The sequence below is a fragment of the Psychrobacillus sp. OK028 genome, from assembly GCF_900103605.1.
GTDB lineage: Bacteria > Bacillota > Bacilli > Bacillales_A > Planococcaceae > Psychrobacillus.
Genome location: NZ_FNHY01000005.1, coordinates 103,519 through 130,048, shown reverse-complemented (window position 1 = coordinate 130,048; position 26,530 = coordinate 103,519). Strand labels below are relative to the sequence as shown.

The window sequence follows — 26,530 nt, the reverse complement described above, 5'->3', positions numbered from 1 at the left end:
AAAATACCATACTAAATCACTATGAATTAAAGTGTAATGGTCCTTCTATTTGATTATATAGACAAAAAGGTAATTTCTAAACGTTATGGCAGATTGTTTTATTTCGCTCTTATTTGGGTAATCCTTAAGTAACCCAAGGAGGAATTTACATGACAAAATACGATAAATTTAAAAATACATTAGAAAAACGTTTTGAAGAGTTAGAGCATCAAAAACAAAATGAAGAGGAGTTTGAGACAACGGAGTTATCCAACTACGATAATCACCCTGCGGATAATGCAACTGACTTAACTGATCAGCATACGCGTCTAGCGTTAAATAGACATTTTGATGAGGAAATGGAGGACATTGAAAAAGCGTTAGCTGCTATCGAGGAGGGTACATATGGAAAATGTGCTGAATGCGGAGAAGAAATACCACTTGCTCGATTAGAAGCGGTGCCGACTACTTTGACATGTGTGGAGCATGCGCATCAAGGTGTATATGAAGACAGTCGTCCAGTTGAAGAATCACTTCTAAACTCTTCAACAGATCAGCCAGTTGAGGACGAAGATGATAGACTTCGCGATTACTCCAATAGCTTTGAGACACTAGAAGAGGTCGGTTCATCTGATTCACCACAAGACAAACAATGATGAGAGTGATGCCTGAAAGTTCTAGTGGACTTAAGGGCATCTTTTTTGTTCCAATTATAAGATCTTTGGCATGTACCGCCGGAGTCTCCATCTGTAACGAAGATCAATTAATGTGTAGTACTACACGGAGAGATTTATCAAATCCATTCAAATTACCGGTAATCTTTTTGTAGTCCATTAATAGGTGTAAAAGGCAAACTTTCATTTCATGTGATATTGTATAGAACTTTCCTTATATAGAATAGTTTAATATTGAGTGTAGCGCAGGTCGGTGCCTCCTGTTGGAAAGCATCCGACCTTCGCTACAATCAACGGCACACAGGTTTTTATTCTTAAAGGACTTGGCGTTTTTTTGCCCGGTCTTTCTTATATAATGCCGACAAGCGCATTTCAGCAGTGATTATAGTACACTAGGGGAAAGGGGGAGTCCGATGCCAGCTATCATTTTGTTTGACGGAGAATGCAATTTTTGTGATGCAAGTGTGCAATTTATTATTAAACGTGATCCAAAAGGCTATTTCCAATTTGCAGCCCAGCAAAGCGAGATAGGAGAAGCACTTAAACGTCAGTATGCTATACCTGAAGCTATGGATAGTTTAGTCGTTGTTGACCATCATAAAGTGTATTACTCCTCGGACGCTGCTCTCCACATTACCAAACACTTAAGTGGACTATGGGGGTTTTTATATGTGTTGAAGCTAGTTCCTAAACGACTACGTGATCTAGTATATAAATTTGTAGCAAAAAATCGGTACGCATGGTTTGGCAAAAAAGATAGCTGTTCGATTCCATCTCCCGAGATACGAAATCGATTTCTATAATAATGTAGTTATGAGGTGAAAAAGTGGATAGTGAATTATATGATGTAACAATTATAGGAGGGGGTCCAACAGGTTTGTTCGCTTCGTTTTATGGAGGACTACGTGATTTGAAAGTGAAGATTATCGATAGCCTTCCCCAACTAGGTGGACAATTGATGGAGCTTTACCCTGACAAGTATATTTATGATATTGGTGGCATTCCGAAAGTTTTAGCAAAGGATTTAGTAGCAAATTTAGTAGAACAGGCTGCTTATAGTAATCCAACCATCTGCTTGGAGGAAACAGCAATAGCGCTAGAGAGACTACCAGATTATTTTGCGCTGACAACGGATAAAGATGTACATTATTCCAAAACGATTCTACTTACTTCTGGCATTGGTTCTTTTCAGCCACGTAAGTTAAATGTTCCAGGAGCTTCTGAGTATGAAGGGAAAAACCTTCATTATAAAGTAAAGAGTCTGGAGAATTTCAAAGGTTCTGATGTACTTGTATTAGGTGGAGGAGATTCTGCACTCGACTGGTCACTAATGTTAGAGGGGGTTGCTTCGAAAGTGACCATTTGCCATCGAAGAGAGTTTACTGCACATGAAATGACCATTCAACAACTTCAAAATTCAACTGTACAAGTCAAAACACCATATGGAATAAAAGAAGTCATTGGTGATGGAGAAAAGATTGAAGAAGTAGTAATAATGAGTAAAGATAAAACGGAGGAAAGAATCACAGCAGACCATGTTTTAGTGAACTACGGAAATGTTGCATCACTCGGGCCACTAAAAGAATGGGGTCTTGAAATGGAAAAGAATTCAGTAGTAGTCAATGAAAAAATGGAAACAAGTGTAGAAGGAATATATGCTGCTGGCGATGTATGTACGCATGATGGAAAAGTAAAACTGATTGCCGTAGGATTTGGAGAGGTTCCAATTGCTATTAGTCATATTAAAGCATTCATAGATCCAAAAGCACGCGTACAGCCAAAGCACAGCACGAGTATTTTTGAAGAAGTAAAGTAACAAAAGCGCAAGCGCCTATGTTTTGGAAGGCAGTCTCATTTTTGCTGCATTGACAGAAATAAATCCCATGTTCTCTTTTAGGAGAACATGGGATTTCATTAAACTTATCTAAAAAATGCTTTATCGATATTATATTTGGCTTTTTGTGTATTGATCGCATAGGTTTCGTAAATTTCACGATCCATTGCTTCTTCTACTATACATACACTAATTTTGTACACTTCATCACGATGTTTAATCATTGGCGAAACGTTGTCTTCAAAGTGTTTTTTAATACGCTGTCTAATTTTACGCGCTTTACCGACGAATAAAAGCTCATCGTTCTTATTGTAGAAAAAGAAAATGCCGCCTTTATCACGAGGGATTTGGTGAAAGTCGATAAATCCATGAATTGCTGGGATTTCTACATCGCCTTCTTTAAGTACTTGTTCACGCTGTGTAATTGTTACAGTTGGTTTTGGTAATTCAATTTTAATCATTCGCTCACGTCCTCTTATTGTCTATCCTTTACTATATCAGAACTGGTCCGCAATATCTATTCGAAAGGTATTTTGCAGGATTATTTAAAGCAAGTGACGAAATTAGTTACATTATACTGTTTGGAGGAATGAACATGATAGGAAGCCTAGAAGACTTTTTCGCTGATTGGCAGCATGAAAGTGAATCAACACTTAAAATTTTAGAAGCATTGACAGATGAGTCATTAAAACAAAGAGTTTCTGAGGACGGTCGTACCCTTGGAAAGCTCGCATGGCATATTATTACAAGCTTAGATGAAATGATAGGAAGAACCGGATTGCAATTTTCAGCAACTCCTCATGAAGCGATCCAGCCATTAACGACGAAAGAAATGGTGGAAGCCTATAAACAGTCTAGCCATTCTATCGTTTTGGCTATGAAAGATCAATGGACAGATGAAACCCTTTTAGAAGAAAAGGATATGTACGGGGAGCTATGGACAGTGGCGACTGTATTGCAAGTTTTAATCTACCATCAAATACATCACCGCGGTCAGATGACGATACTTATGCGACAAGCTGGTTTGCCGATTCCGGGAATGTACGGACCATCGAAAGACGAGTGGTTGGCATTTGGGGAAGAAGCACCAGAATGATTATAGAAGTGCACAATATTTTAGGAGGATAAGATGAAAGTATATGATTTACACTGTGATGTGCTTTATAAATTAGCAAAAGCGGAGGAACCTCTTTCTTTTGCTGACTCATCGAAGCTACAGGCTAGCAAAAAGTCTTTAGAAGCTGGAGAAATAGCACTTCAGGTGTTTGCAGTATTCGTTTCGGACGGTTTTCCAAAGGAACGGCTATTTTTAGAGGCAATTCGTCAAATTGAGTTTTTTCACAACGAAATTGTGGCCAAGGATGACAATATAATACCTATATATGAGTGGGAGCAGCTTGAATCATTACAAGAAGGACAAATTGGGGCTGTATTATCATTAGAAGGACTTGATATGATAGACGGCGATATGCATAAGCTGAAGCTACTTTTATCGCATGGAGTGAAATTAGTCGGGTTGACTTGGAACGGGGCTAATCAAGTAGCAGATGGGTCTTCCGAGGAATCTGGTACTGGGTTAACTCCATTTGGAGAAGAAGTCATATCCTTGTTGAACGAGCTAAATATAATTGTTGATGTCTCTCATTTGAGTGAGCAATCTTTTTGGGATGTACTTCCTAAGGCAAAATGGCTAATGGCAAGTCATTCTAATACAAGAGCTCTATGTGACTCACCAAGAAATTTAAGTGACAGTCAAATAAAAGCACTAATCGCTAAAAACAGCCCGATTCATGTGGTGTATTATCCACCATTTATAGATGCTACCAAAAAGTCAGTAGAAATACAGGACTTGGAGAAGCATATAGAGCATATCGTTTCACTTGGAGGTAAACATCTTACAGGATTAGGTTCTGACTTTGATGGGATTAGTGAATGTGTTGTGGGTTTAGAGGACGCATCCAAAACACAAAATTTAGTAAGGAAATTATTAGAAAGCTATACAAGCGAGGAAGTAGAAGGATTCACATCAAAGAATTTCGAACGATTTGTGATGCGAATTTGTAGGGAGGCATAAATTTGGGGAGCTTACCAGATTGGTTTTTTGCAGTAGTCATTGCGGTAGTTATTTGTTTTGTTATATTAGCGGAATGGTGGACGCGAAGAGGATAAAGGATATGCTATACTAGATAAATGAAAAAACGTATAGGAAGAGGAATCGCATGCTAACATTTGAAGAAAAAGAAGCAATTATTCAAGAATTTACAGAGCTTACTCGTAAAGAAGTATCAATGAAACGAGTAAATTATCATTACGAAAAAAGTTTATATGAAAAAACAACGGTTATTTATCACCTCCATCCGAATGGAAATGGCTTTGTTTACGTAGGAGACCTTCCTCAATATGAAGCAGCTGACGATAAAGGACTATTGAATATTCGTGAAGCTTCGGCCGATGAGCTAAGAAAGATTATTAAAGACTCTATAACTTATCTTTCAACAGAGGAAGAAGAGCTACAAGACGAGGAAATAGAAGAAGTTTGGAAAAACAAAGAAGATTCTAAGCTGACATTGTTACAAGAAGATACACTTTGGAATATATATCACGGGTATAACTTAGAAGAAAGCTTTGGCTCTTATAGTGAAGCAAAAGCGTACCTTTTAGAAGAAGGCTTCCGACTAGCAGAGAAAAAGTAAGGAGGCTTCTATTATGAAGGGAAAGTATACAGTAGGAATATTGATTGGTATTTTATTAATGGCGGTTGGTGCAAGCTTTTATTTTATCATGCAATTTTTTGAGAATAATCCCACTCAGCCACAGCACCCAACAGGCTACATAGAAGGAATTATTATTGATATTCAAGACACTACTATTTTAGTCGTTGGTGGATTAACAGCTGATGAGGCAAAAAATATGTCGGTGGATGAAGCACTAGCAACTGAAAATGAAGCTACGTGGTTTTCAATGACCATGGATCAGCGTAGTCGATTGAAGTTATTTGATGAGGTAAAGGTTGGATACACTGCCCTAGATGAATCATATCCTGCTAGAGGAACGGCCAAGACAATTGAAAATTTAAATGAATAAATACTTAAACAGAAGCTATCTGCCACCGGTTTCCATTGGTGAAAGGTAGCTTTGTTGTTTACTTATTTGGATAAGGCGTGTTAATCTATTCCTTATGTATTGATACTGTAGATGAAAGAGGTATGTGATGACGAAGGAACAACGAAAAAAATTATTTATACTAATGATTAATATGTTTATTGCTATAGGGAGTTTCGGTATTATTATTCCCATTTTACCCGCTTATTTAAAATCCATCGATCAAGGGGGGATGGCAGCGGGTTTAATGATATCTATATTTGCAGGCGCACAGCTTTTGATGTCTCCGATTGCTGGGAAATGGGCAGATAAATACGGGAGAAGAATTATGATTATTGCTGGTCTTAGTGGGCTTGCTTTATCTATGTTTGTATTTTACTTCTCCGATTCTATCGGTATCTTGTATGTTTCTCGTGTCATAGGTGGAGTCGGTGCAGCGTTATTAGTACCCGCTATTTTTGCATATGTGGCAGATATTACATCAATGGATCAGAGAGCGAAGGGAAATAGTTTAATATCTGCTGCAATGTCCTTAGGTATAGTAGTAGGACCAGGGATTGGTGGTTTTTTAGCGGAATTTGGCTTAAAAGTGCCACTGCTCGTTTCAGCTTTAGTTGGCGTTGTGGCTGTTGTCTTTTCTGCTTTTGTATTGAAGGAAAGTAAACTAGTAGGTGTTGGTGCACCAGAGGTTAAATCAGAACCGATGGTAAAAGAAATTGCTCAATCGTTTAAAAAGCCATACTTCATACCGCTTGTGATAACGTTAGTGATGAGCTTTGGTTTGCTTGCCTATGAATCCGTTCTTGGACTTTTTGTCGATGATCAGTTTTCAGCATCTCCACAGGACATTGCCTGGATGATTACTGGAACTGGAATCGTGAGTGTCATTATTCAGCTATTTGTTGTGGATAAAGTTGTAAGGCGTTTTGGTGAAACAAATGTATTAAGAATCTTTTTAGCTGTCGCTGCATTTGGTTTCCTTCTATCTATTCTAGTTTCAAGCTATGCATTTTTCTTTGTCATTACGATGATTATCTTCCTTTCTACTTCAATTTTACGTCCAGTCCTGACAACATTAATATCAAAGTTAGCTGGAAATGAGCAAGGGTTCGCAATGGGGATGAACAATGCGTATATGAGTATTGGAAATGTATTAGGCCCATTGCTTGCTGGGGTACTATATGATGTGAATATTATTTACCCGTTTATATTAGGACTGGTCGTATTAGTAATAACGACAATTGGTTCTATTATTTGGAAGGGTACGAAGAAAACAGCGTAAGAAAAGCTGCTCCGAAATGGAGCAGCTTTTTTGGTTGTTTGGTTGGATAACTTCAATCTACTTGAATCGGGATATGTTTGAATCGGACGACATCAAAAAGCCCACTATCCGTTAGCTTCAGTTCTGGAATTACCGGAAGGCTGATAAAAGATAACGTTAAGAACAAGTGAAAATCCAAATCTGGATGAAGTATATGAAGAGCTTCATGCAGTTTCTTCAATTCTAGTGCAACTTCTTTAGCGGGACGATCTGTCATTAAACCTGCAATGGGTAAAGCAAGGGAGGCGTGTACCCGTCCATCTTGGACGATTACAAATCCGCCATTAATACGTTCTAATTCCTGGCTAGCTATTAACATATCCTCATCGTTCGTTCCTAAGACAATGAGATTATGTGAGTCGTGTGCGATAGTAGTCGCAATGGCACCTTGCTTCAAACCGAAGCCATGTACAATTCCAAGGCCTATTGTTCCGAGAGCATGGTGGCGTTCAATAACGGCAAGCTTAAGTAAATCCTGTTCAATACTTGTTGTGAATAAACCGTTTATCACTGGAACTTTCATTACTTTTTTCTTCGTAGTAATTTGGTTTGGCATAATCTCCATAACATTAGCTGTTCCGTCATTGTTAAAAGGAATGGCAAAAGAATTTGACGACAAATTAGGCAGTTTCACTGTATTGGTTATGCCAGTGGATGGTTCCTGTTTCTTGTATTCTTTCATAAGCATTTCTTGATGTTGTGCTACTTTGACTCCATTTTTCCAAACGGCAATAGCTTTTAGATCCTCTAAGCTTTCAACTAATAAGAAATCGGCTATAAAACCAGGCGCAAGAGCTCCTTTATCGGTTAGTTGGTAACATTCAGCTGCGTTAAGTGTCGCTAACTGAATGGCCTGAAGAGCCTCCATTCCTTCCTTTATAGCTAGGCGGATAGCATGATTGATACTGCCTTCCTCAATAAGTTCATCTAAATGCTTGTCATCTGTACAAAATAAAAATCGTCGAGCGTTATGAGCATTAACGGCAGGTAGCAAATCCCGTACATTTTTTGCTGCAGAGCCTTCTCTCATTAATACATACATTCCTTGGGAAACTCTGTCTAATGCTTCATCGGCTGTAACGCATTCATGATCTGTTTGAATACCCGCTGCCCGATAACCTCTAATTTGCTCCGAGCTAAGTCCCGACCCATGACCATCAATTATTACTTTCGCATCCATGGCCATTATTAGTTTGTCCATCATACTAGACTCTGTAGATAGTACAGCGGGGAAGTCCATAACTTCCGCAAGCCCTAGAACTGCATCGTTTTCAAGGAAAGGATGTAAGTCACTTGCATGAAGAACTGCACCTGCGTTCTCCATAGTTGTAGCGGGAACACTGGATGGAAGCATCACATGAATATCCATTTCGCAATTTGTTGCATCATCAAGCATAAATTGAATACCTTCCACTCCAGCTACATTTGCTATTTCATGCGGGTCAGTAATAACAGTTGTAATACCATGAGGGAGTAATATCCGGCTGAATTGGGCAGGAGTTATCATGGATGATTCTATATGAATATGCCCGTCGATTAAACCGGGAATGACAAATTTTCCTTCTGCATCTTCTTCGAGCACTGCTTCATAATTTCCAGTAGCATCAATTGCAACAATCATGCCAGCTGAAACGACTATGTCTGCCTTTAGCCATCTCAGTGAAAATACATCTGCCACAGTAGCATTTCGGAGGATAAAATCTGCGGATAGTTTTTGTTGAGAAACTAAGATTCGCTTTTCAAGTTGGTCTTTTTCTATGGTCATACAATTGTGCTCCTTTTTTGAATAGTTCTACATATTATACTGGTGTTCTGTAAAAACAGAAAGTTATAATATAGGCAGGATACATAAAGGAGGGAATTCTATGGTTTATCGTAAAACCATGTATGCAAATATAGCAATTGCTTTATTATTCTTAGTTCTATTATCCAATCTTCTTATCTATCAATCCTCTGTTCAGGACTTTTTGTCTCTGCAACTAAATAGTGGTGCAGTAATGGGGTCACTCATAGATTTTGCTATTATCGTTCCACTTTTAATGCATGCAGCCTTTAGATTATCTTTCAAGCAAACAATTGGAATAATCGTGGTCGGTCTAGTTATAGCTAGAATACTCATACCTACCGAATTGTTCTCTCCGTTTACTGGAATACTGTACGCTGGCATCGTGATAGAAATACTTTTAATAGTTGCAGAAATTTCCTTAATCTTCTTAGTCATTTGGAAAATACCCAAAATTCGATTACAAATGAAAAAAGTGAATGAGAGAGCACTATTTAGCCTACTGCCATCTGTTGAAACGGTAGTAACCAAAAATATTCTAGTTCGGATAGTAATGTCCGAATTTCTAATGATGTATTATGCATTTTTTACATGGAAGAAGAAAGCTCCAATTCATGAGGGAGTTGTAACCATGCATAAAAAAACAAGTGCAGTAGCCTTCCATATGATGGTAATTCATGCCATCCTAATTGAAACTATTGGAATTCATTGGTGGTTACATGATAAATCACTTATACTTTCAATGATTCTATTAATATTCAATATCTATTCGGTATTCTTCTTTATGGCAGAAATTCAAATTATGAAATTACATCCTTTGGAAATTAAAAATGAAAATCTATACATTACAAAAGGACTTACCACTAGAATCGTTGTGCCTCTTCATATAATTAAAGAAATAGAATGGGGAGCAAAAACACCTAATAAGAATACTATACTATTTGCTTATAAAGATTTTGAGCCTGTTGAACCCCAAGCAGTTATACACCTAAGTAGACCAATAGAAGCGACAATGTTCATGGGGATGAAAAAAAGCATTACAGAATTTGCAATTCGGGTTGATGAACCGGAGCAGTTAAAGTTAATGCTTTTAAATGAAGGAGAGCGCTATAAGTTGACCTTAAAAAAAGCATCCGTTATAATTACCTCAAATTCAAGATAATCGAAAGGGAGTTTTAACGTGAAACATGTTTTTTATAAGGGTGAGGATTCTTCCAAACCAACGTTATTATTATTACACGGAACTGGTGGGAATGAGCATGACCTAGTAGGTCTTGGTAAAGAAATAGATGCAACTGCTAATATTTTAAGTGTACGTGGAAACGTTTCTGAAAATGGTATGCCACGATTCTTTAAACGTTTAGCCGAAGGAATCTTTGATTTAGAGGATTTACAGCTGAGAACAGAAGAGTTGAAAAATTTCATCGATGAGGCCTCAGGGAAGTATGAATTTGACCGAGATAATGTAGTTGCTATTGGTTACTCCAATGGAGCTAACATTGCTGGAAATCTTTTATTTGAATATGAACATGTATTAAAAGGAGCAATTTTACATCATCCAATGGTCCCTAGACGTGGCGTGGAATTACCGGAAATGCCAAAAACACCTGTATTCATCGGTGCTGGTAAGAATGATCATATGTGTCCGGCAGCAGAATCTGAGGAGCTACAGGATTTACTGCAAGGAGCAGGAGCGGAAGTGGAGCTATACTGGCACGCCTATGGTCACCAATTAACACAGGACGAAGTGCAAGCTGCAAAACAATGGTATCAATCGAAGTTCTAGTATAAAAGCCAAGCAGATTTTAGCTGCTTGGCTTTTATATTGCTTAATATGGTTAACTTTCTACAAGTGAATGTCCGTACAGGATCCAGAGCTCTTATTCTTAATGTAATTGTTTTGCCTTATACGGTCCTTTTCTAAAAGGTAGCCACCAATTCCATTTGCCGAAGAGTTTCATTAAGCTGGGAACGAGCAATAGCCTAATAATAGACGCATCTATTGCCACAGCAATCGCTATACCAACACCAATTTGCTTGACTGGCATTACATCTGTAAATGCAAAAGCTCCTGTAATAACGATCATGATTAAGGCAGCAGAAGTAATAATTTTACTAGTCGAAGTTAAACCATCAACCGTTGCCAGTGTATTATTTTGGTGCTTTAAGTATTCCTCTTGTATTCGGGAGATTAAAAATACCTCATAGTCCATACTTAGACCAAATACAAGACTAAACACAATAACGGGAATGATTAATGCAATCGTCGTTTCTTCCATTCCAAAATGTCCGTATTGGAATATATATACGAGAATTCCAAATGTGGAAGCTAGCCCAATGACGTTCATAATAATCGCTTTTAACGGTATTAAAATGGAACGGAATGCAATCATTAAAATGATGAAGGTAGAACCTAGAATGATTGCTAATAGCCATCCTACTTTGTTGAATATTTCATCGAAAATTTCTTGGTTGAATTTAGGGTGGCCGCCTAGCATAAAGTCAACGCCTAAATCTTTTTCGGACCATTCTCTCACCCAGTTTTGTGCCTCTTCAGAAGATCCATTTAAATTTAGAGTCACTGGTACGAATAATTTATTGTCTTGAACAAATGTGTCAAACAAAGGAGTTAACTGAGCATCAATCTCAGGCACCATTTGGCTTTGCTCCCACTGCTCTACAGTTGGAATTTCACTTGCTGTGAAAATCGTATCAACCGATTGAACATTCTTATCTGCAAGTAATTTATCTTCAATATTCTTTATGTCCTCTAAACCTGCACTATTATCCCAACCATCTGAACGCTCTGCGATCATATAAACAGTCGATTGTTCGCCTAAGCCAAATTCTTTATCCATTAGATCATAGGCCAGCCTTGAATCGTAGCTTTCTGGTAGGGAGTCCACTTGCGGAATAGTCAACTCTATATTCTTTACTGGAATAATCCCAATTCCTAATATTATTAATGCAACAAGTACTAACGTCACAGGACGCTTCATAACAAATGAAGCAAAATTGCGCCATCTAGTTGTAGCACCAGGTTTTACACGAATAAGAGTCCATTTATTGATACGTTCCTTTAACAGCATTAATAGAGCAGGAAGTAGTGTAATTGAAGCTAATACAGCTATTGTCACGACAAGCATCCCACCAAGTGCAATGTTTTGGAATATCTCTACCTGCATAACTAGCATTGCACCTAAGCCAATAAATACACATATTGCAGAGAAAATGATTGATCGACCAGCCGTTTGAATAGCGATATGTACAGCTTCCTCAATCGAATTTTTAGCTATTTCCTCTTTATAACGATTGATGAATAACAAGGCAAAATCGATACTTAGTGCCAATCCAAGCATTGGGATAATATTCATCACAAAAATTGATAAGTCCATCGTCTCGCTAAATAGGGTCATTACGCCGAAAGCAGAAACTACTGTAACGATCCCTATAGCAAGTGGGATGAACGCTGCAACGACACTACCAAAAGCAAGGAGTAATACGATAATAGCTATTGGTAAACCAATTGCCTCGGCGCTTGCTAAGTCTTTTTGGCTTGCACTATTAATGTCTTTGTTGATAGCTGCACCGCCAGTTAACGTAACGCCCTGTTCACCACCAATAGCTTCGCGGATATCATCAACTGCACCTGACATGTCAGTATCTGACTCGAAGTGAAGCATGGCATAAGCTACGTGGTCTTTGTATAATGAATCATCCTCTAAAGGTGATTGAATAGATTCTGCAAGTTCCAGCTGTTCTATTTTTTGTAACGTTTCTTCGATGGTACTGTCGGATGTTTGATCAAATACGACGAATAGGGACTCTGCTGGAAAGTCGAATGTGTTCGTTAATTCTTCCATTACTTCTGCATGTTCTCCGTCTGTACTAAACCCGTCGCCTTCTAATAGACCGGGTAAACGAATAGCTAATACAGCTAAAACAACAAACAAAATGGACCAAATACTCAAAACCACCTTATAGTGACTAGTCACTATATTGGATAAGCCTTTCATGTAATTCCTCCTCAAATAAAACCTAGTACTATTGTAAAACAAAGTGATAGAAAGATACTAATATAATGATAGAATATGGGTAGTAATTTCATTGGGGGAATCGCATTGAAGATAACCGCACCAAAAATAGCCAAATCATTGCAAGAGCTGGATGTTCAAAAAGCTCTATTAGAAGATTATTATGTATCAGATGGACTAGTTACTAGGCTAGAGTTAGAAGAGGAGCAAGAAGGTAAAATAATTTTTGATCAAATTCATTTTCAAGATATCTCCATGGATGGTGTACGTTTTCAACAAGTGGAGTTCGTTGACTGTATTTTTGAAAAATGTGATCTATCCAATGTCGATTTTGGAAATGCGGTATTCCATCGAGTAGAAATCCGTAGTTCTAAGCTTGTTGGAGCCAATATATCCGAAAGTAGGATGACGGAGGTAAGGGCAGTCGATTCGATTGCAAACTATGTCACGATGAGCTTTTCCAAATTGAAAAAAGTAGCTTTCATTAAAACTACATTTAATCGTGCAGATTTTATTGAAGCGACATTGGAGAAAGTGAGTTTTGAAGACTGCGAATTAAACGATGCGAATTTTACAGACACCGCTTTAGCCGGCATCGATTTAAGCTCGAATACGTATGAGCAACTAACTGTATCATTAGATAAAATGAAAGATTGTACGGTCTCCTCAGAACAAGCAATAGGCTTCGCAAAATCATTAGGATTAACGATTAAGGAATAGACTTGGTTATTTAAGGTGAAACACCGCAATGTTACAGGAAATCACCGGAAAGTAATGAATAATCACCTGAATACAACGGAACATCACCTGAATACCTCAAATAATCACCTGAATGCACTAGTTAATAAGAAAAGAACCCTTGTCCAAAAAGACAAGGGTTCACTATATTAAAAGAATAAATTTAAAAGTTGGAAAATAACACCGGCCATTACAGCTGAAATTGGTAAAGTAATAATCCACGTTAAGACAATTTTCTTCGCAACTCCCCATTTCACACCTTTCACACGTTGTGCTGCTCCAACCCCCATAATAGCGGAAGAAATAACATGTGTAGTGGAAACTGGCAAATGTATCGTAGTAGCACCGAAAATAATCATTGCAGAAGACAAGTCAGCCGCAGCTCCGTTAATAGGACGTATTTTCATGATTTTACCGCCAACAGTTTTAATAATTTTATAGCCACCAATAGAAGTACCAAGCCCCATTGCAGTAGCAGCAGCAATACGAACCCATAACTGAATATCATCATTCGTTTGCCACTGCGCCGCGATTAGAGCCATCGTAATAATACCCATCGCTTTTTGCGCATCATTCGTACCATGCGTAAAGGATTGTAGGGCTGCCGTACCGATTTGGAATATACGGAACCTCTTGTTTGTCCCATATAAACTCCCGTGTTTAAAAATAACCTTAAATAATGACATCATTAAGAAACCAACAGCAAGCGCTAGAAATGGTGAAATAATTAACGCTTGGATAATTTTAATGAAGCCTTCCCAGTTTAAAATTGCAAAGCCTGCAGATGATACAGCTGCTCCGGCTATAGAACCGATTAACGTATGAGATGAGCTGGATGGTATACCAAAATACCAAGTTAACAAGTTCCAAATAATAGCTGAGAGTAATGCGGCCAATATGATAAGAGAACCATTTTGCAGCGCAAAAGGATCGACAATGTCTTTTGTAATAGTTTTAGCCACACCCGTAAATGTCAGGGCACCGACAAAGTTCATAATTGCTGCCATTAGTACTGCAACTCTAGGTTTTAGTGCTCTAGTAGAAACGGATGTAGCAATCGCATTTGCCGTATCATGAAATCCATTGATAAAGTCAAATGCAAGAGCGAATATAACTACTAGAATAGTTAATATAAATATTGTTTCCATAAGCGTATACTCCTACGCATTTCGCATGATAATTGTTTCTAACGTATTCGCTACGTTTTGGCAATAATCTGCGATTTCTTCGAGCTGTTCATAAATATCTTTAAATTGAATAATGCGAATCGGGTCTTTCTCGTTTAAAAATAACTGTTTGATTGATGAACGAAGCACTTCATCACATTTTCTTTCGTAGTCTTTAATAAGGATAGAATGTTCGTGCATCTTCAGAAGTTTTTTGCTTGCAAGTAACTCCATTGCCTTAACGATTTCATCTGTACTTTTCACAATATAACCTAAAAATGTGCGCATCGACTCATCAATTTCGATTAATGAAAACATTTCTAAATGCGCAGTGAAATTATCAATTCCGTCCAAAATATCATCCATACGAATCGCAAGCTCAAGGATATCTTCACGTTCAATCGGAGTCATAAAGGATTTGTTTAACATCACGATTAACTCATGTATTAAAGTATCTCCAGCTGTTTCGTAATTTTTTAAATGCACGCTGATCTCTTTTAAATCTGCAACAGTATTGATGCGAAAATCATCGGCGTAGTGAGCTCCATCACGAACGTTTTCGGCAATTTTTAATAGAGATACGAAAAATGGATCTGGTTTTTTTGAACTAATCATAAAAGCCTCCTGGACTTAATTAATGTGTTTACTTTTTCCTAAAATAGCATACCAAAAAATTTACTAAATCAACACAGTTTTTACTTTAGATTTTCAAAATTTACATTCCTGTAACATGAAAGGGCGAATTTGAACGAAATATCGCGTTTTTAGTCGGAAAACATCGCTTTTTGTCAGAATTTAATGAATTATACAGGAAGTGAAACGAAGTTTTTTATTATTTTTATAAAAAAGGAAAAATATGAAACTTTCAGAAAGTATTGCCGTATATATTATTAACACAATTTATTAGTTGAAAGGGGTGAGTGATATAGAGCAAGTATTTTTATATGGGTTAATTGGTATTGGGTTAATCACTATTTTGTATGTGTTGTTTGCAGATGCAATTGATGGGATGGATGGTGGCATTTTCAATCCTACGACCATTCTTTCCTTTCTATTATTTATATGTGCATCTGGATTTATCTTATTAAAGCTAACCGATTGGGACGAAAAAATTATAATTGTTGCAGCACTTTTAATTTCCGGAATTTTAACGTTTCTCTTGTACTTTTTCATATTGGTTCCATTGGCATCTGCAGAGGTTTCCACAGCCTACACAAACGAATCTTTACAAGGTCAAATTGGCAGAGTCATCGTTCCAATACCATCAGATGGATTTGGGGAAATAGTAATTGAAACTGTAAGTGGGGTAATTTCAAAACGAGCAGCAGGCTATGATAAAGAAGAAATTGAGTACGATAAGCAGGTGCTCATAATTGATGTGGAGGATGGAACTTTTTTAGTAAAGGAATACGTACCATTAGTATAGAATGTAGGGGGAATAAAAATGGAAATGTTGGTCGTTATTGGGATAGTAGTGTTTGTGTTAGTCGTCATATTAGCAGTGTTTATAACGAAGTATCGTACAGTTGGTCCAGATGAGGCATTAATCGTAACAGGAAGCTATTTGGGCTCTAAAAATGTACATACAGACGAATCAGGCAATCGAATTAAAATTATTCGTGGTGGAGGTACATTTATCTTTCCGGTATTCCAGCAAGCAGAGCCACTTAGTCTACTTTCTAGTAAATTAGAAGTTACTACGCCTGAGGTATACACGGAACAGGGTGTTCCAGTAATGGCTGATGGAACTGCGATATTTAAAATTGGCGGTTCTATTTCAGAAATCGCTACAGCAGCCGAACAGTTTTTAGGGAAATCAAAGGCGGATCGCGAAAACGAAGCGAAGGAAGTACTAGAAGGTCATCTACGTTCTATCTTAGGCTCCATGACCGTCGAGGAAATTTACAAAAATCGAGACAAATTCTCGCAGGAAGTACAGCGTGTGGCATCTCAAGACCTAGCTAAAATGGGATTAGTAATTGTATCTTTTACTATTAAAGATGTTCGAGATAAGAATGGCTATTTAGACTCGCTAGGAAAGCCTAGAATTGCGCAAGTTAAACGTGATGCCGATATCGCTACAGCAGAGGCAGAAAAAGAAACACGTATTAAACGTGCAGAAGCTTCTAAGGATGCACAGAAAGCTGAAATCGAAAGAGCTACAGAAATTGCGGAAGCGGAAAAAGATAACCAGCTGAAGGTAGCCGAATACCGCCGTGAGCAAGATATTGCAAAAGCTCGTGCCGACCAAGCGTATGAACTAGAAACTGCTAGGTCGAAGCAAGAAGTAACTGAACAGGAAATGCAAATCCAAATTATTGAGCGCCAAAAACAAATAGAGCTGGAAGAAAAAGAGATTCTACGTCGCGAGAAGCAATATGACTCTGAAGTGAAGAAAAAAGCCGATGCAGATCGTTATGCTATTGAACAGAATGCAGAAGCTTCCAAGTCACGTGAAATAGCCGAGGCAGATGCAGAGAAGTACCGAATTGAAGCTAAAGCAAAAGCAGATGCAGAGAAGGTACGCCTAGATGGTCAAGCAAAAGCAGATTCACAACGGGCACAAGGAGAATCAGAGGCGGATGTTATTCGATTGAAAGGTCTTGCAGAAGCAGAAGCCAAACGTAAGATAGCGGAAGCTTTTGAAATGTATGGCCAAGCGGCTGTTCTTGACATGATTGTTCATATGCTTCCAGAATACGCGAAGCAAATTGCAAGCCCACTTTCTAATATCGATAAAATTACGGTTGTCGACACTGGTGGAGGAGAAGGGGGAGGGGCTAACAAAGTAACCTCTTACGCAACGAACTTGATGTCTACTCTTCAAGAAACGCTTAAAGCATCCTCGGGCATCGATGTGAAGGAAATGCTAGAAAGCTATGCTGGTAAAGGGAATATTCGCCCAAGTATAGAGCGATTGACAGAAGAAATAAAAGTGGTAAATGAAACTCCATAACGTTTTAGTCAAAAAAACCTATGAAAATGTTCATAGGTTCTTTTAATTGTGTTTCTTTTAAGTTGATTGAATTGTATAATAAAAGCAGAAAAAGCCGAACGTTGTCAAAGGTATGGGGGGTAAAATGTGCTAACAGCTGAACAGATTAATGACATACGAACGAAAGCATCTCTGCCTAGAGTATTTACAGATCAATCAGTTACAACATATCTTGGACGTGCAGAAAATATTTCTTACTCGTTATATACATTGCTCCCTAATACAACAACTTGGGTTTATAATAATTCAAATAATTTGGCTGATTTTGTGGAGCGTTATACTATTTTAAGCGGGGACCTAGAAATAGATAGCGAGGGTCAAAAGTCTATACTACATCGTGGGGATGTAATTAATGTTAGAAAGTGTAATGGTGTTGTTACATGTAATGCGGAATCACATGTAGAGATTTTATTTGAAATGACTTCCTCTCTATTTGAAAAAAACTTTACTGAGCGTGAGATTATTCAACGTGACGCTAAACGAATTCAAGAAGTGGATGGCTATACTTATCATCATTGCTCGAGAATTCGAGATTATTCTATTGAACTATGGAAAAGGATGAGACCAGGCAGTCAAGGAGTTGCTATTCTATCGATGGGTTCGTATTTTCATGATATTGGTAAGCTAGCCATTCCCATAGAGATATTGAACAAACCGGGTAAACTAACGGATGATGAATGGAAAATCATAAAAATGCATACTACTTTAGGGGCAGAAATGATGCGCAATCATGAAATAGAAAGAATCCGCAAAGCCGCTTTTATTGTAGAAGAACATCATGAACGTTATGATGGAAAGGGATATCCATATGGTTTAATAGGAAACGAAATTTCTATAGAAGCTTCAATCGTTTCAGTGGTGGATGCGTTCGACGCAATGACTACGAATCGAGTGTACCGAGGGGCTATGACGATTGAGGAAGCCATTCAGGAGATGAAAGATGGAAAGGGCACTCAATTTCACCCAGAGGTAGTGGATGAATTTTTGGCAATGCTTGAAGAAAAACAAAATAAATGGATTTAAAAGGAGCGAGGTTAATGTCTTATCGTATTGAGCATGACTCTATGGGAGAAATTAAAGTTCCAGAAGATAGCCTTTGGGGTGCACAAACGCAACGATCCAAGCAAAACTTTAAAATTGGTACGGAGAAGATGCCAATTGGAGTAGTGCATGGATTGGCACTTTTAAAGAAATCTGCAGCAATCGTTAGTCATTCGCTAGGAAACCTTTCAGAAGACAAAAAAAATGCAATAGCAGAAGCCGCAGATGAAATATTAGCTGGAAAACTAGATGCGCATTTTCCACTAGTTGTATGGCAAACGGGTAGCGGAACTCAATCTAATATGAATGTTAACGAGGTAATTGCTCGTCGTGGGAATCAGTTGTTAGAGGAAAAAGGAAGCGAAGAACGTCTTCATCCTAACGACGATGTGAACAAATCACAGAGCTCCAATGATACATTCCCGACAGCCCTTCACATTGCAGGAGTGCTTGCAGTAGAGAACCAACTATTACCGGCAATTGACGTATTAAAGGAAACATTAGGTAAAAAATCAGAGCAATTTATGGATATTATTAAAATTGGTCGTACACATTTACAGGATGCTACTCCATTGTCACTTGGACAAGAGTTTAGCGGATGGCATAGAATGCTGGAAAAATCAGCGAAAATGATTTCACAGAGTGTAGAAGATATGAAAGAGCTTGCCATCGGTGGAACAGCAGTTGGTACAGGTCTAAATGCACCAAAAGGATTTGGTGACCAAGTGGCTGCTGAAATTTCTAAAGCTTTGGGAATTGATTTCACATCAGCTAAAAACAAATTCCATTCGTTAACCAGCTATGATGATGTTGTATATGTACATGGTGCAGTGAAGGCACTAGCTGCAGACTTGATGAAAATTGCGAATGATGTACGCTTATTGGCAAGTGGACCACGTTCTGGTATTGGCGAAATCTCTATTCCGGAAAATGAACCGGGAAGCTCGATCATGCCTGGGAAAGTAAATCCAACCCAGAGTGAGGCGATGACAATGGTTGTTGCACAAGTAATGGGGAATGACACAACGATTAGCTTTGCAGCAAGCCAAGGGAATTATCAATTAAACGTTTATAAACCAGTCATCATATACAACTTCCTACAATCAGTTGGATTATTAAGTGATGCAATTCTGAGCTTCAATAATAACTGTGCTATTGGAATTGAACCAAATCTAGATACAATTCAGCATCATGTAAACAATTCGCTAATGCTTGTAACTGCATTGAACCCATATATCGGTTATGAAAATGCAGCGAAAATTGCAAAGCATGCCCATAAAAATGGAACAACATTAAAAGAAGCAGCTATTGAATTGAACCTACTGACTGCGGATAAATTCGATGAAATCGTCCGACCTGAAAAAATGATCTAAATAGAAAAGCTCTGGAAGAAAAGGATTGTAATCATATAATGAAAAAAATGTTGTTAACTTTATTTTGCAGTATATTAGTGCTATCCGCTTGTGGACAGGAAACTAAGCAAGTAAATCACGAAGAGCACGAGGATCACGTAACACATCTAGAAAATGGTGATTTACAAGAAACAACAGCATCAACAGACGTATTGCCTGCTTTCTTAGATACTCAGTCTGATGACATGAAACTTGTCTATCAAGCAGCTGCTAAAGCGAATGATGTGCTTAAATGGATACCTTGTTATTGTGGTTGTGGGGACAGTGCAGGTCACAAAGATAATTTCAATTGCTTCGTCCATGAAATTAAAGAAAATGGGGAAGTTGTTTGGGATGATCATGGAACCCGTTGTGCTGCCTGTCTAGAAACAGCTATTACGTCCATCCAAATGATTCAAGACGGTAAGTCATTAGTAGAAATTCGCAATACAATTGATGAAGCTTATAAAGAAGGCTATGCAACACCAACAGATACTCCAATGCCTTCATAACTAAAAAAATGCTCCCTGTCACAAACGTGTGCCAGGGAGCATTTTTTGTGTTGGTTTATATATGAATCGTTCGATTACGCGATCGAATCGTTCGAATCTCCCCAGAATCACCACATTCGATCTAATCTTAAGAATTTCTTCATTTTTATCCCTCTAAAATGTTAAGAAATGGTAGGTACAATAAGAATAATAGTGAAATGGGAGGGTAAAAAGATGATACAAGTTCAGCAAGTGAATCATACATTTCTGATAGGCAAAAAAGGAAAAGAGAAGAAAGTACCTGTTTTAAAAGGTTTATCGTTCGAAGTAAAACAGGGAGAGATTGTGGCTATTGTTGGAAAGAGTGGCTCTGGTAAGTCAACTTTGCTTCATACGATAGCTGGTTTTATGAGTCCTGAACAGGGGTCGATTACAGTAAATGGACAAGAAACAGCTAATTTAAACGAAACGGAAAGAGCAGTATTCCGCTTAAATAATTTTGGTTTCATCTTTCAAAACTTTCAACTGATGCCTGGATTAACCGCTTTTGAAAATGTAGAGCTACCTTTGAAGCTAAAGGGTATATCACCGAAAAAAAGAAAAGAAAGTGTGGAGCAAATGATGGACAAGGTAGGGCTAACGGAGGTTGGAGACCATTATCCAAATGAATTATCTGGTGGACAGCAGCAACGTGTAAGTATTGCACGTGCCTTAATAACAAATCCACCTATATTATTTGCAGATGAACCGACCGGAAGTCTTGATTCGGAAACTGAACAGGATATTTTATTGCTAATACAAAATTTAAATCAAACACTTGGCGTAACATTTGTGATGATCACGCATGATGAGGAAGTGGCAAGTATTGCGCATAGAACATTTAAAATGCGTGATGGGGAATTAGTGAAGGGGGATGCTCTCTAATGTTATTCAAAGATCAGGTAGACTTTGTGCGCCAACACATCAAGAAAAATAAATTACGAGTATTTATGACTATTCTTGCCGCGACGATGGGCTGTGCATTTTTAATAGTATTAGCTTCCATTGGATTTGGTATCCAAGATACGATGCGCAAGGAAATCCTACAGGATCAAGCTATCACGGAAGTGGAAGTTTACCCTAATGAAAATGAAGAATTAAATCTAGAGGAAATCAAATCTGTACCATACATTGGTGCAATCGTTCAAAGAACAAGTATGGATGTTATGACAAGCTTCCACTTAGAGGATCGTTCGATACAAGGAAACTTGCTATTAACTGATATGCAGGAGGAAGAACAATCAAATCTAAAATTATCAGAAGGACGATTACCGCAAAATGAATCGGAAATTGTAGTAGGATATCATTTTGCACAGAACTTATGGACAGATGCAGAACGTGCAAAAGTAGTAGAGGAAGAGGCAGATTTACCAAAGGGTTATGAAAAGTCGATTATAGGTAAAACAGTTACCTTATCATTACAACCATATGATTCGGAAGATGCTTTCTCAGAACAATGGGAATTTACAGTAGTAGGAGTAGTGGATATTCCAGCAAGAGACTGGATTATAGATCAAAGTATTTTAATGGATAAATTATGGCTATCTAAACTAAAAGGAACTTATGAAGAAAATGCAGAACAAATTCCTGAAAACTTCACTTATACAACCACTAAAATCTATACAGATAGTTTAGAACATGTAAAATCAGTGACAAAAGATTTAAAGGATATGGGTTATAACGTTTATTCTGTGTCAGAGCAATTAGAGCAAATCGATGTGTTCTTTATGGCCTTTAAAATTGGACTCATCTTTGTCGGAACAATCGCCGTTCTTATATCATCTATTGGTATTTTTAACACAATGACCATGGCTGTAACGGAACGAACTCGCGAAATTGGTGTGATGAAGGCAATTGGGGCTAGTCCTAAGCTAATTCAGCGATTGTTCCTAATGGAAAGCGCATGGATTGGAATCATTGGTACCGTCCTTGCAGTCATTATTTCATATGCAGTGAGCTACCTTGCTAACTGGATATTGCCAATGGTTGTTGGGACTTCATTAGGGGAGGATGGTCTTCAAGACTTATCTATTACATTTTCATTAATCCCTTGGCAGCTTGTGGTTTTAGCTTCAACTATTAGTATTGGCGTCGCGATGATTTCTGGTTGGAGACCCGCACGCAAAGCAACAAAAATTGATGTGATTCAAGCATTACGTCAGGAATTATAAAAATAAAGAGTGAGCGTGTAGTGTCCTAAGACATTTCAAGCTCACTCTTTTTCGTTGACAATATACCTAAGGGGGTATAGTATGTGTTGTAGAAATGTCATTATGGCTAAGGAGGAGTATTCATGAAAAAAGTAGTTATAATTGGTGGCGTTGCTGGTGGTGCTTCCGCAGCAGCTAGAATTCGCCGTTTAGATGAACAAGCAGAAATTGTGATGTTTGAAAAAGGACCGCATGTTTCATTTTCCAATTGTTCTTTACCGTTTTATTTGAGTGGTGTAGTTGAAGATAGTAAGCGTTTATTAATGATGACTCCAGATTCATTTGAAGCAAAGCATAATATAGATGCCCGAGTAAATAGTGAAGTAGTTGCGATTAGTCGTGATAAAAAAGTAGTGACTGTGAAAAATGTTCTTACAGGTGAACATTCTGATGAATCATATGATACATTAATTTTGTCTCCGGGGGCTAGCCCAATTGTGCCTAAACTTCCGTGAACTGATTTGCCACATGTGTTTACGGTTCGAAATGTAGTAGATATCGAACGTTTAAACAATGCGATAATTGAAAAGCAAGCAAAGAACATTGCTGTTATTGGTGGTGGTTTCATCGGTGTAGAAGTGGCAGAGAATTTGCGGATGGCAGGACGTGAGGTTTCGTTAGTCGAATTTGCCCCACAAATTTTAATGCCATTCGATGAAGATATGGTACAAATTTTGCATAAGGAACTGGTCGATCAAGGCGTTGATTTAATTGTTGGGGATGGATTAGCAGAAATCACAACCTCTACTATTGAGTTAAACTCTGGTAAAGAAATTAAAGCAGATATTGTTGTACTAGCTATTGGAGTTCGACCAGAGACTTCATTAGCAGCTGAAGCAGGGCTTGAAATTGGTGAAACGGGTGCAATTAAAGTGAATCAAAATTACCAAACAAATGATGCGAGTATTTATGCGGTAGGGGATGCAATTGAAGTGTATCACCGCATTATGAACAAGCCTACTCGTTTAGCATTAGCTGGACCAGCGCAGCGTCAGGCACGTGCAGCAGCGGACCATATTTATGGTATTCCAACGTCAAACAAAGGCGTCATTGGTTCTTCAAGTATACAAGTATTTGATTATGCAGCAGCTGCTACAGGTTTAAATGAATGCACTGCGAAACAAATCGGTATACCTGTAGATGCCGTGTACATTATTGCACCAGATAAAGTAGGCTTAATGCCTTCAAGCAATCCTTTACATTTTAAACTAATCTATGAAATGCCAACAGGACGTATTATCGGTGCACAAGCGATAGGAAAAGGAAATGCAGATAAGAGAATTGATGTTATTGCAACATTGATTACGATGAATGGAACAATTGAAGATTTGAAAGAGTTAGAGCTTTCTTATTCACCAATGTTCTCTACTGCTAAGGATGTTGTGAATCTAGCTGCACTTGTTGCAACAAATATCATGGCAGGACGCTTTAAACAAGTACGTGTCAGCGAAGTTCGTCCGTTAGTTGAATCTGGAGCGGTTATTATAGATGTACGTGAGCCGAATGAGTTTGCAAATGGTGCAGTAAAGGGCGCAAAAAATATTCCTTTAAGTCAGCTGCGTGAACGAATGCATGAAATTCCAAAGGATGTACCCGTATACGTACATTGTCGCTCTGCACAACGTAGCTATAATGCAGTAATGGCTCTCAATAATAGTGGATACGATAACGTAACGAATATCTCAGGCTCCTTTTTAGGTATTTCTCTATATGAATATTTCCAGGATAAAGCTTTGAATAGGGCTCCAATTGTGACACAGTATAATTTTAAATAAAAATTTAAAGAGCCCTCTGCTAGGTGAAAAAGGAGTTTAAGATGGATTATCTTTCAATCGGACAAATGAATATTCCAGTAGCAGGGCTCGCCTTTTTAATAGCGATTCTTTTTAGTGATTTACGAAGCAGGCGAGCTGAAGCCTTCACAAGCAAGGCAATTGAACAGATTTTCTTTCTGTATGTAATCATTTGGAAAAGCAGTTATATACTTTTCTCTTGGAATGATTTTGGAAAAGCCCCTTTATCCATTCTCTATTTTGACGGAGGAGAAAAAGGACATGTATTAGCGCTCGTAGTAATTGCGATAGTCCTATTTTATAAAAGGAAATCAATGGATTGGCAAATGTTCTGGCATTACTGGAGTCGCTTTATTGCTGTCTACCATATAATCATTTTCAGCTTTCAAGAACAATGGTTTGTTGTGGCTCTTTGGCTGGCACTACTAGTCATCGTGGAGTTTAGTTATAACAATTGGCTCATGGTCGCGCAGTGGTTATTGCTCGTATGGTTAGGTGGATTTGGAGATGGTTTTACGCAAGTGCATGGCGGTATATTATTGACATTGCTGCTAAAAACTAAGCAAGTACAGTACCTTGCTGCTACCGTCATTGTAAGCTTAGTTGCCATGATGCTAACAGATATCCAGCAAACAAATACAGCACCGGACAGGGAAGATATTGATTTGCGGACAACGACAGGTGAGCACTATCGTTTATCTGAGCAGGAGCAGTCACTAACGGTTGTTAACTTTTTCGCAACCTGGTGTCCGCCGTGTAAAGCAGAGATGCCCCATTTACAAAGCTTCTCGGAAGATTTGCCGAGTGAGGTTGCAATTGTAGGTATTAATTTGACTGCTCGTGATGATGGAAGGAAGGCTTTAACACAATTTATGGACACGTTTGATGTTACGTATCCTATTTTATTAGATGAAAACGATGCTTTTGGTGATGCATACCAGGTGCTATCCATTCCCACAACTGTGCTATTAAATCAAGAAGGACAGGAAGTAGAGCGAATTGTAGGCCCTATAAGCGAACATGCTTTACGTAAATTAGTAGAACAATATCAATAAATGACTAGTGGAAATTAATTAGTTGACTTATACCCCATAGGGTAGTAATATACGTTATAGAGATTGAAGACGAATCAAAAAGAGGTGAGATAATGCAATACGATGCAAAGGTTACAGCACGGATGAAAAAGATTGAAGGTCAGCTTCGAGGAATCTTACGGATGATGGAAGACGAAAAAGATTGTAAAGAGGTAATTACACAATTAAGTGCCGTTCGTTCTGCAGTGGATCGTACAATAGGTGTTATTGTGACAGATAATCTCATCGAATGTATTTCAAAAGAAGATGCAGAAACGCTTGATAAAAATGCAATGGTGAAACAAGCTGTAGATTTATTAGTAAAAAGTCGTTAAGACTTTTTATTTTTAAAATAAACTATACCTATACAGGTAGGGGGATATTATGGAAAAGAAAAGAACAACAATCGTTTTATTCAGTGGAGATTATGACAAGGCAATGGCAGCTTATATTATTGCAAACGGAGCAGCTGCATACGATCATGAAGTAACAATTTTTCATACGTTCTGGGGTATCAATGCACTTCGCAAGCAAGAACCAGTAACGGTGCAAAAGGGATTTTTGGAAAAGATGTTTGCAAAAATGATGCCACGTGGAGCAGAAAAGTTAGGCTTATCTAAAATGCAAATGCTAGGAATGGGACCAAAAATGATTAAGCATGTGATGAACAAGCACAATGCATTAACACTGACACAGCTAATTGAAATGGCACAGGAGCAAGATATTAAACTTGTAACATGTACAATGACCATGGATTTACTTGGACTCCAACAAGAAGAATTACTAGATGGAATTCAGTACGCTGGTGTAGCAGCTTATTTAGCAGATGCAGAAGAAGGTAACGTAAATTTATTTATATAAGAGGT

Annotated in this window: 26 protein-coding genes and 1 pseudogene; 22 read left to right on the top strand and 5 right to left on the bottom strand. The window is 38.1% G+C overall.

What is annotated here, in order from left to right; all coding sequences use genetic code 11:
- Positions 1-149: 149 nt before the first annotated feature.
- The 3 genes from BLR36_RS10320 to BLR36_RS10310 all read left to right on the top strand — a co-directional run bounded on the left by BLR36_RS10320 (position 150) and on the right by BLR36_RS10310 (position 2,469).
- Positions 150-635, top strand: coding sequence for a TraR/DksA C4-type zinc finger protein (locus BLR36_RS10320; protein ID WP_093061664.1), 486 nt, complete (start codon positions 150-152; stop codon positions 633-635).
- 431 nt (positions 636-1,066) lie between these two features.
- Entirely contained in the window at positions 1,067-1,456 is a 390-nt protein-coding gene (locus tag BLR36_RS10315) for a thiol-disulfide oxidoreductase DCC family protein (protein ID WP_093061663.1), read from the top strand.
- A 23-nt stretch (positions 1,457-1,479) separates the two neighbouring features.
- Entirely contained in the window at positions 1,480-2,469 is a 990-nt protein-coding gene (locus BLR36_RS10310) for an NAD(P)/FAD-dependent oxidoreductase (RefSeq protein WP_093061662.1), read from the top strand.
- A gap of 104 nt (positions 2,470-2,573) precedes the next feature.
- Here the strand turns inward: BLR36_RS10310 and BLR36_RS10305 are convergent, their stop codons facing one another.
- The gene (locus tag BLR36_RS10305; RefSeq protein ID WP_093061661.1) at positions 2,574-2,948 is read right to left on the bottom strand and encodes a nucleotide excision repair endonuclease; all 375 of its coding nucleotides are present in this window, start codon (positions 2,946-2,948) and stop codon (positions 2,574-2,576) included.
- A 134-nt stretch (positions 2,949-3,082) separates the two neighbouring features.
- Between BLR36_RS10305 and BLR36_RS10300 the strand changes: the two genes are divergently transcribed.
- The 5 genes from BLR36_RS10300 to BLR36_RS10280 all read left to right on the top strand — a co-directional run bounded on the left by BLR36_RS10300 (position 3,083) and on the right by BLR36_RS10280 (position 6,871).
- The gene (locus BLR36_RS10300) at positions 3,083-3,583 is read left to right on the top strand and encodes a DinB family protein (protein WP_093061660.1); all 501 of its coding nucleotides are present in this window, start codon (positions 3,083-3,085) and stop codon (positions 3,581-3,583) included.
- Positions 3,584-3,616: 33 nt separating this feature from the next.
- Positions 3,617-4,561: a dipeptidase gene (locus BLR36_RS10295; RefSeq protein ID WP_093061659.1), complete on the top strand. Its 945-nt coding sequence runs from the start codon at positions 3,617-3,619 to the stop codon at positions 4,559-4,561.
- A gap of 145 nt (positions 4,562-4,706) precedes the next feature.
- Entirely contained in the window at positions 4,707-5,180 is a 474-nt protein-coding gene (locus tag BLR36_RS10290; RefSeq protein WP_093061658.1) for a hypothetical protein, read from the top strand.
- A 13-nt stretch (positions 5,181-5,193) separates the two neighbouring features.
- Positions 5,194-5,571, top strand: coding sequence for a DUF3221 domain-containing protein (locus tag BLR36_RS10285; protein WP_093061657.1), 378 nt, complete (start codon positions 5,194-5,196; stop codon positions 5,569-5,571).
- Positions 5,572-5,698: 127 nt separating this feature from the next.
- Positions 5,699-6,871, top strand: coding sequence for an MFS transporter (locus tag BLR36_RS10280; RefSeq protein ID WP_093061656.1), 1,173 nt, complete (start codon positions 5,699-5,701; stop codon positions 6,869-6,871).
- 52 nt (positions 6,872-6,923) lie between these two features.
- On the opposite strand, the gene ade is transcribed toward BLR36_RS10280, so the two are convergent.
- On the bottom strand, positions 6,924-8,675 hold the full coding sequence (gene ade / locus BLR36_RS10275; protein ID WP_093061655.1) for an adenine deaminase: 1,752 nt from the start codon (positions 8,673-8,675) through the stop codon (positions 6,924-6,926).
- A 100-nt stretch (positions 8,676-8,775) separates the two neighbouring features.
- On the opposite strand from ade, the gene BLR36_RS10270 reads away from it, so the two are divergent.
- Together BLR36_RS10270 and BLR36_RS10265 are read left to right on the top strand one after the other, a co-directional pair.
- On the top strand, positions 8,776-9,855 hold the full coding sequence (locus BLR36_RS10270; RefSeq protein WP_093061654.1) for a hypothetical protein: 1,080 nt from the start codon (positions 8,776-8,778) through the stop codon (positions 9,853-9,855).
- An 18-nt stretch (positions 9,856-9,873) separates the two neighbouring features.
- A complete protein-coding gene (locus BLR36_RS10265; RefSeq protein WP_093061653.1) occupies positions 9,874-10,479 on the top strand; it encodes an alpha/beta hydrolase in 606 nt (201 codons plus the stop codon).
- A gap of 100 nt (positions 10,480-10,579) precedes the next feature.
- Here BLR36_RS10265 and BLR36_RS10260 read toward each other — a convergent pair whose 3' ends face one another.
- Complete coding sequence (locus BLR36_RS10260; RefSeq protein ID WP_093061652.1) at positions 10,580-12,709, bottom strand: MMPL family transporter; 2,130 nt, start codon at positions 12,707-12,709, stop codon at positions 10,580-10,582.
- Between the two features lie 105 nt (positions 12,710-12,814).
- Here BLR36_RS10260 and BLR36_RS10255 point away from each other — a divergent pair, with 105 nt between their 5' ends.
- Complete coding sequence (locus tag BLR36_RS10255; RefSeq protein WP_093061651.1) at positions 12,815-13,447, top strand: pentapeptide repeat-containing protein; 633 nt, start codon at positions 12,815-12,817, stop codon at positions 13,445-13,447.
- 167 nt (positions 13,448-13,614) lie between these two features.
- On the opposite strand, the gene BLR36_RS10250 is transcribed toward BLR36_RS10255, so the two are convergent.
- Positions 13,615-14,613, bottom strand: coding sequence for an inorganic phosphate transporter (locus BLR36_RS10250; RefSeq protein ID WP_093061650.1), 999 nt, complete (start codon positions 14,611-14,613; stop codon positions 13,615-13,617).
- Positions 14,614-14,625: 12 nt separating this feature from the next.
- A complete protein-coding gene (locus tag BLR36_RS10245; RefSeq protein WP_093061649.1) occupies positions 14,626-15,246 on the bottom strand; it encodes a DUF47 domain-containing protein in 621 nt (206 codons plus the stop codon).
- Between the two features lie 301 nt (positions 15,247-15,547).
- Here BLR36_RS10245 and BLR36_RS10240 point away from each other — a divergent pair, with 301 nt between their 5' ends.
- The 11 genes and pseudogenes from BLR36_RS10240 (at position 15,548) to BLR36_RS10190 (ending at position 26,525) form a co-directional block, all read left to right on the top strand.
- Positions 15,548-16,057 (top strand): NfeD family membrane protein, encoded by a 510-nt coding sequence (locus tag BLR36_RS10240; protein ID WP_371326716.1) that lies wholly within the window; start codon positions 15,548-15,550, stop codon positions 16,055-16,057.
- An 18-nt stretch (positions 16,058-16,075) separates the two neighbouring features.
- Positions 16,076-17,587 carry a flotillin family protein gene (locus BLR36_RS10235; protein WP_093061647.1) on the top strand — a complete coding sequence of 504 codons (1,512 nt, stop codon included), beginning with the start codon at positions 16,076-16,078 and terminating at the stop codon, positions 17,585-17,587.
- A 126-nt stretch (positions 17,588-17,713) separates the two neighbouring features.
- The gene (locus tag BLR36_RS10230) at positions 17,714-18,649 is read left to right on the top strand and encodes an HD-GYP domain-containing protein (RefSeq protein ID WP_093061646.1); all 936 of its coding nucleotides are present in this window, start codon (positions 17,714-17,716) and stop codon (positions 18,647-18,649) included.
- A 14-nt stretch (positions 18,650-18,663) separates the two neighbouring features.
- On the top strand, positions 18,664-20,040 hold the full coding sequence (fumC, locus tag BLR36_RS10225) for a class II fumarate hydratase (protein WP_093061645.1): 1,377 nt from the start codon (positions 18,664-18,666) through the stop codon (positions 20,038-20,040).
- A 38-nt stretch (positions 20,041-20,078) separates the two neighbouring features.
- A complete protein-coding gene (locus BLR36_RS10220) occupies positions 20,079-20,570 on the top strand; it encodes a PCYCGC motif-containing (lipo)protein (protein WP_093061644.1) in 492 nt (163 codons plus the stop codon).
- A gap of 213 nt (positions 20,571-20,783) precedes the next feature.
- Complete coding sequence (locus BLR36_RS10215) at positions 20,784-21,473, top strand: ABC transporter ATP-binding protein (protein ID WP_093061643.1); 690 nt, start codon at positions 20,784-20,786, stop codon at positions 21,471-21,473.
- Complete coding sequence (locus BLR36_RS10210) at positions 21,473-22,759, top strand: ABC transporter permease (RefSeq protein WP_093061642.1); 1,287 nt, start codon at positions 21,473-21,475, stop codon at positions 22,757-22,759. The genes BLR36_RS10215 and BLR36_RS10210 overlap by 1 nt, the downstream gene beginning before the upstream one ends.
- Before the next feature lie 122 nt (positions 22,760-22,881).
- A pseudogene (locus BLR36_RS10205) lies at positions 22,882-24,573 on the top strand (FAD-dependent oxidoreductase).
- A gap of 41 nt (positions 24,574-24,614) precedes the next feature.
- Positions 24,615-25,646 (top strand): TlpA family protein disulfide reductase, encoded by a 1,032-nt coding sequence (locus BLR36_RS10200; protein WP_093061641.1) that lies wholly within the window; start codon positions 24,615-24,617, stop codon positions 25,644-25,646.
- A gap of 92 nt (positions 25,647-25,738) precedes the next feature.
- Positions 25,739-25,999: a metal-sensitive transcriptional regulator gene (locus BLR36_RS10195; protein ID WP_093061640.1), complete on the top strand. Its 261-nt coding sequence runs from the start codon at positions 25,739-25,741 to the stop codon at positions 25,997-25,999.
- 49 nt (positions 26,000-26,048) lie between these two features.
- Positions 26,049-26,525: a DsrE/DsrF/DrsH-like family protein gene (locus BLR36_RS10190; protein ID WP_093061639.1), complete on the top strand. Its 477-nt coding sequence runs from the start codon at positions 26,049-26,051 to the stop codon at positions 26,523-26,525.
- Positions 26,526-26,530: the final 5 nt, after the last annotated feature.

Coding starts and splice junctions, on each gene's coding strand:
- BLR36_RS10320 (WP_093061664.1), top strand. CDS start 150: ATGACAAAATACGATAAATTTAAAAATACATTAGAAAAACGTTTTGAA.
- BLR36_RS10315 (WP_093061663.1), top strand. CDS start 1,067: ATGCCAGCTATCATTTTGTTTGACGGAGAATGCAATTTTTGTGATGCA.
- BLR36_RS10305 (WP_093061661.1), bottom strand. CDS start 2,948: ATGATTAAAATTGAATTACCAAAACCAACTGTAACAATTACACAGCGT.
- BLR36_RS10300 (WP_093061660.1), top strand. CDS start 3,083: ATGATAGGAAGCCTAGAAGACTTTTTCGCTGATTGGCAGCATGAAAGT.
- BLR36_RS10295 (WP_093061659.1), top strand. CDS start 3,617: ATGAAAGTATATGATTTACACTGTGATGTGCTTTATAAATTAGCAAAA.
- BLR36_RS10290 (WP_093061658.1), top strand. CDS start 4,707: ATGCTAACATTTGAAGAAAAAGAAGCAATTATTCAAGAATTTACAGAG.
- BLR36_RS10285 (WP_093061657.1), top strand. CDS start 5,194: ATGAAGGGAAAGTATACAGTAGGAATATTGATTGGTATTTTATTAATG.
- BLR36_RS10280 (WP_093061656.1), top strand. CDS start 5,699: ATGACGAAGGAACAACGAAAAAAATTATTTATACTAATGATTAATATG.
- ade (WP_093061655.1), bottom strand. CDS start 8,675: ATGACCATAGAAAAAGACCAACTTGAAAAGCGAATCTTAGTTTCTCAA.
- BLR36_RS10270 (WP_093061654.1), top strand. CDS start 8,776: ATGGTTTATCGTAAAACCATGTATGCAAATATAGCAATTGCTTTATTA.
- BLR36_RS10260 (WP_093061652.1), bottom strand. CDS start 12,709: ATGAAAGGCTTATCCAATATAGTGACTAGTCACTATAAGGTGGTTTTG.
- BLR36_RS10250 (WP_093061650.1), bottom strand. CDS start 14,613: ATGGAAACAATATTTATATTAACTATTCTAGTAGTTATATTCGCTCTT.
- BLR36_RS10245 (WP_093061649.1), bottom strand. CDS start 15,246: ATGATTAGTTCAAAAAAACCAGATCCATTTTTCGTATCTCTATTAAAA.
- BLR36_RS10235 (WP_093061647.1), top strand. CDS start 16,076: ATGGAAATGTTGGTCGTTATTGGGATAGTAGTGTTTGTGTTAGTCGTC.
- fumC (WP_093061645.1), top strand. CDS start 18,664: ATGTCTTATCGTATTGAGCATGACTCTATGGGAGAAATTAAAGTTCCA.
- BLR36_RS10220 (WP_093061644.1), top strand. CDS start 20,079: ATGAAAAAAATGTTGTTAACTTTATTTTGCAGTATATTAGTGCTATCC.
- BLR36_RS10215 (WP_093061643.1), top strand. CDS start 20,784: ATGATACAAGTTCAGCAAGTGAATCATACATTTCTGATAGGCAAAAAA.
- BLR36_RS10210 (WP_093061642.1), top strand. CDS start 21,473: ATGTTATTCAAAGATCAGGTAGACTTTGTGCGCCAACACATCAAGAAA.
- BLR36_RS10200 (WP_093061641.1), top strand. CDS start 24,615: ATGGATTATCTTTCAATCGGACAAATGAATATTCCAGTAGCAGGGCTC.
- BLR36_RS10195 (WP_093061640.1), top strand. CDS start 25,739: ATGCAATACGATGCAAAGGTTACAGCACGGATGAAAAAGATTGAAGGT.
- BLR36_RS10190 (WP_093061639.1), top strand. CDS start 26,049: ATGGAAAAGAAAAGAACAACAATCGTTTTATTCAGTGGAGATTATGAC.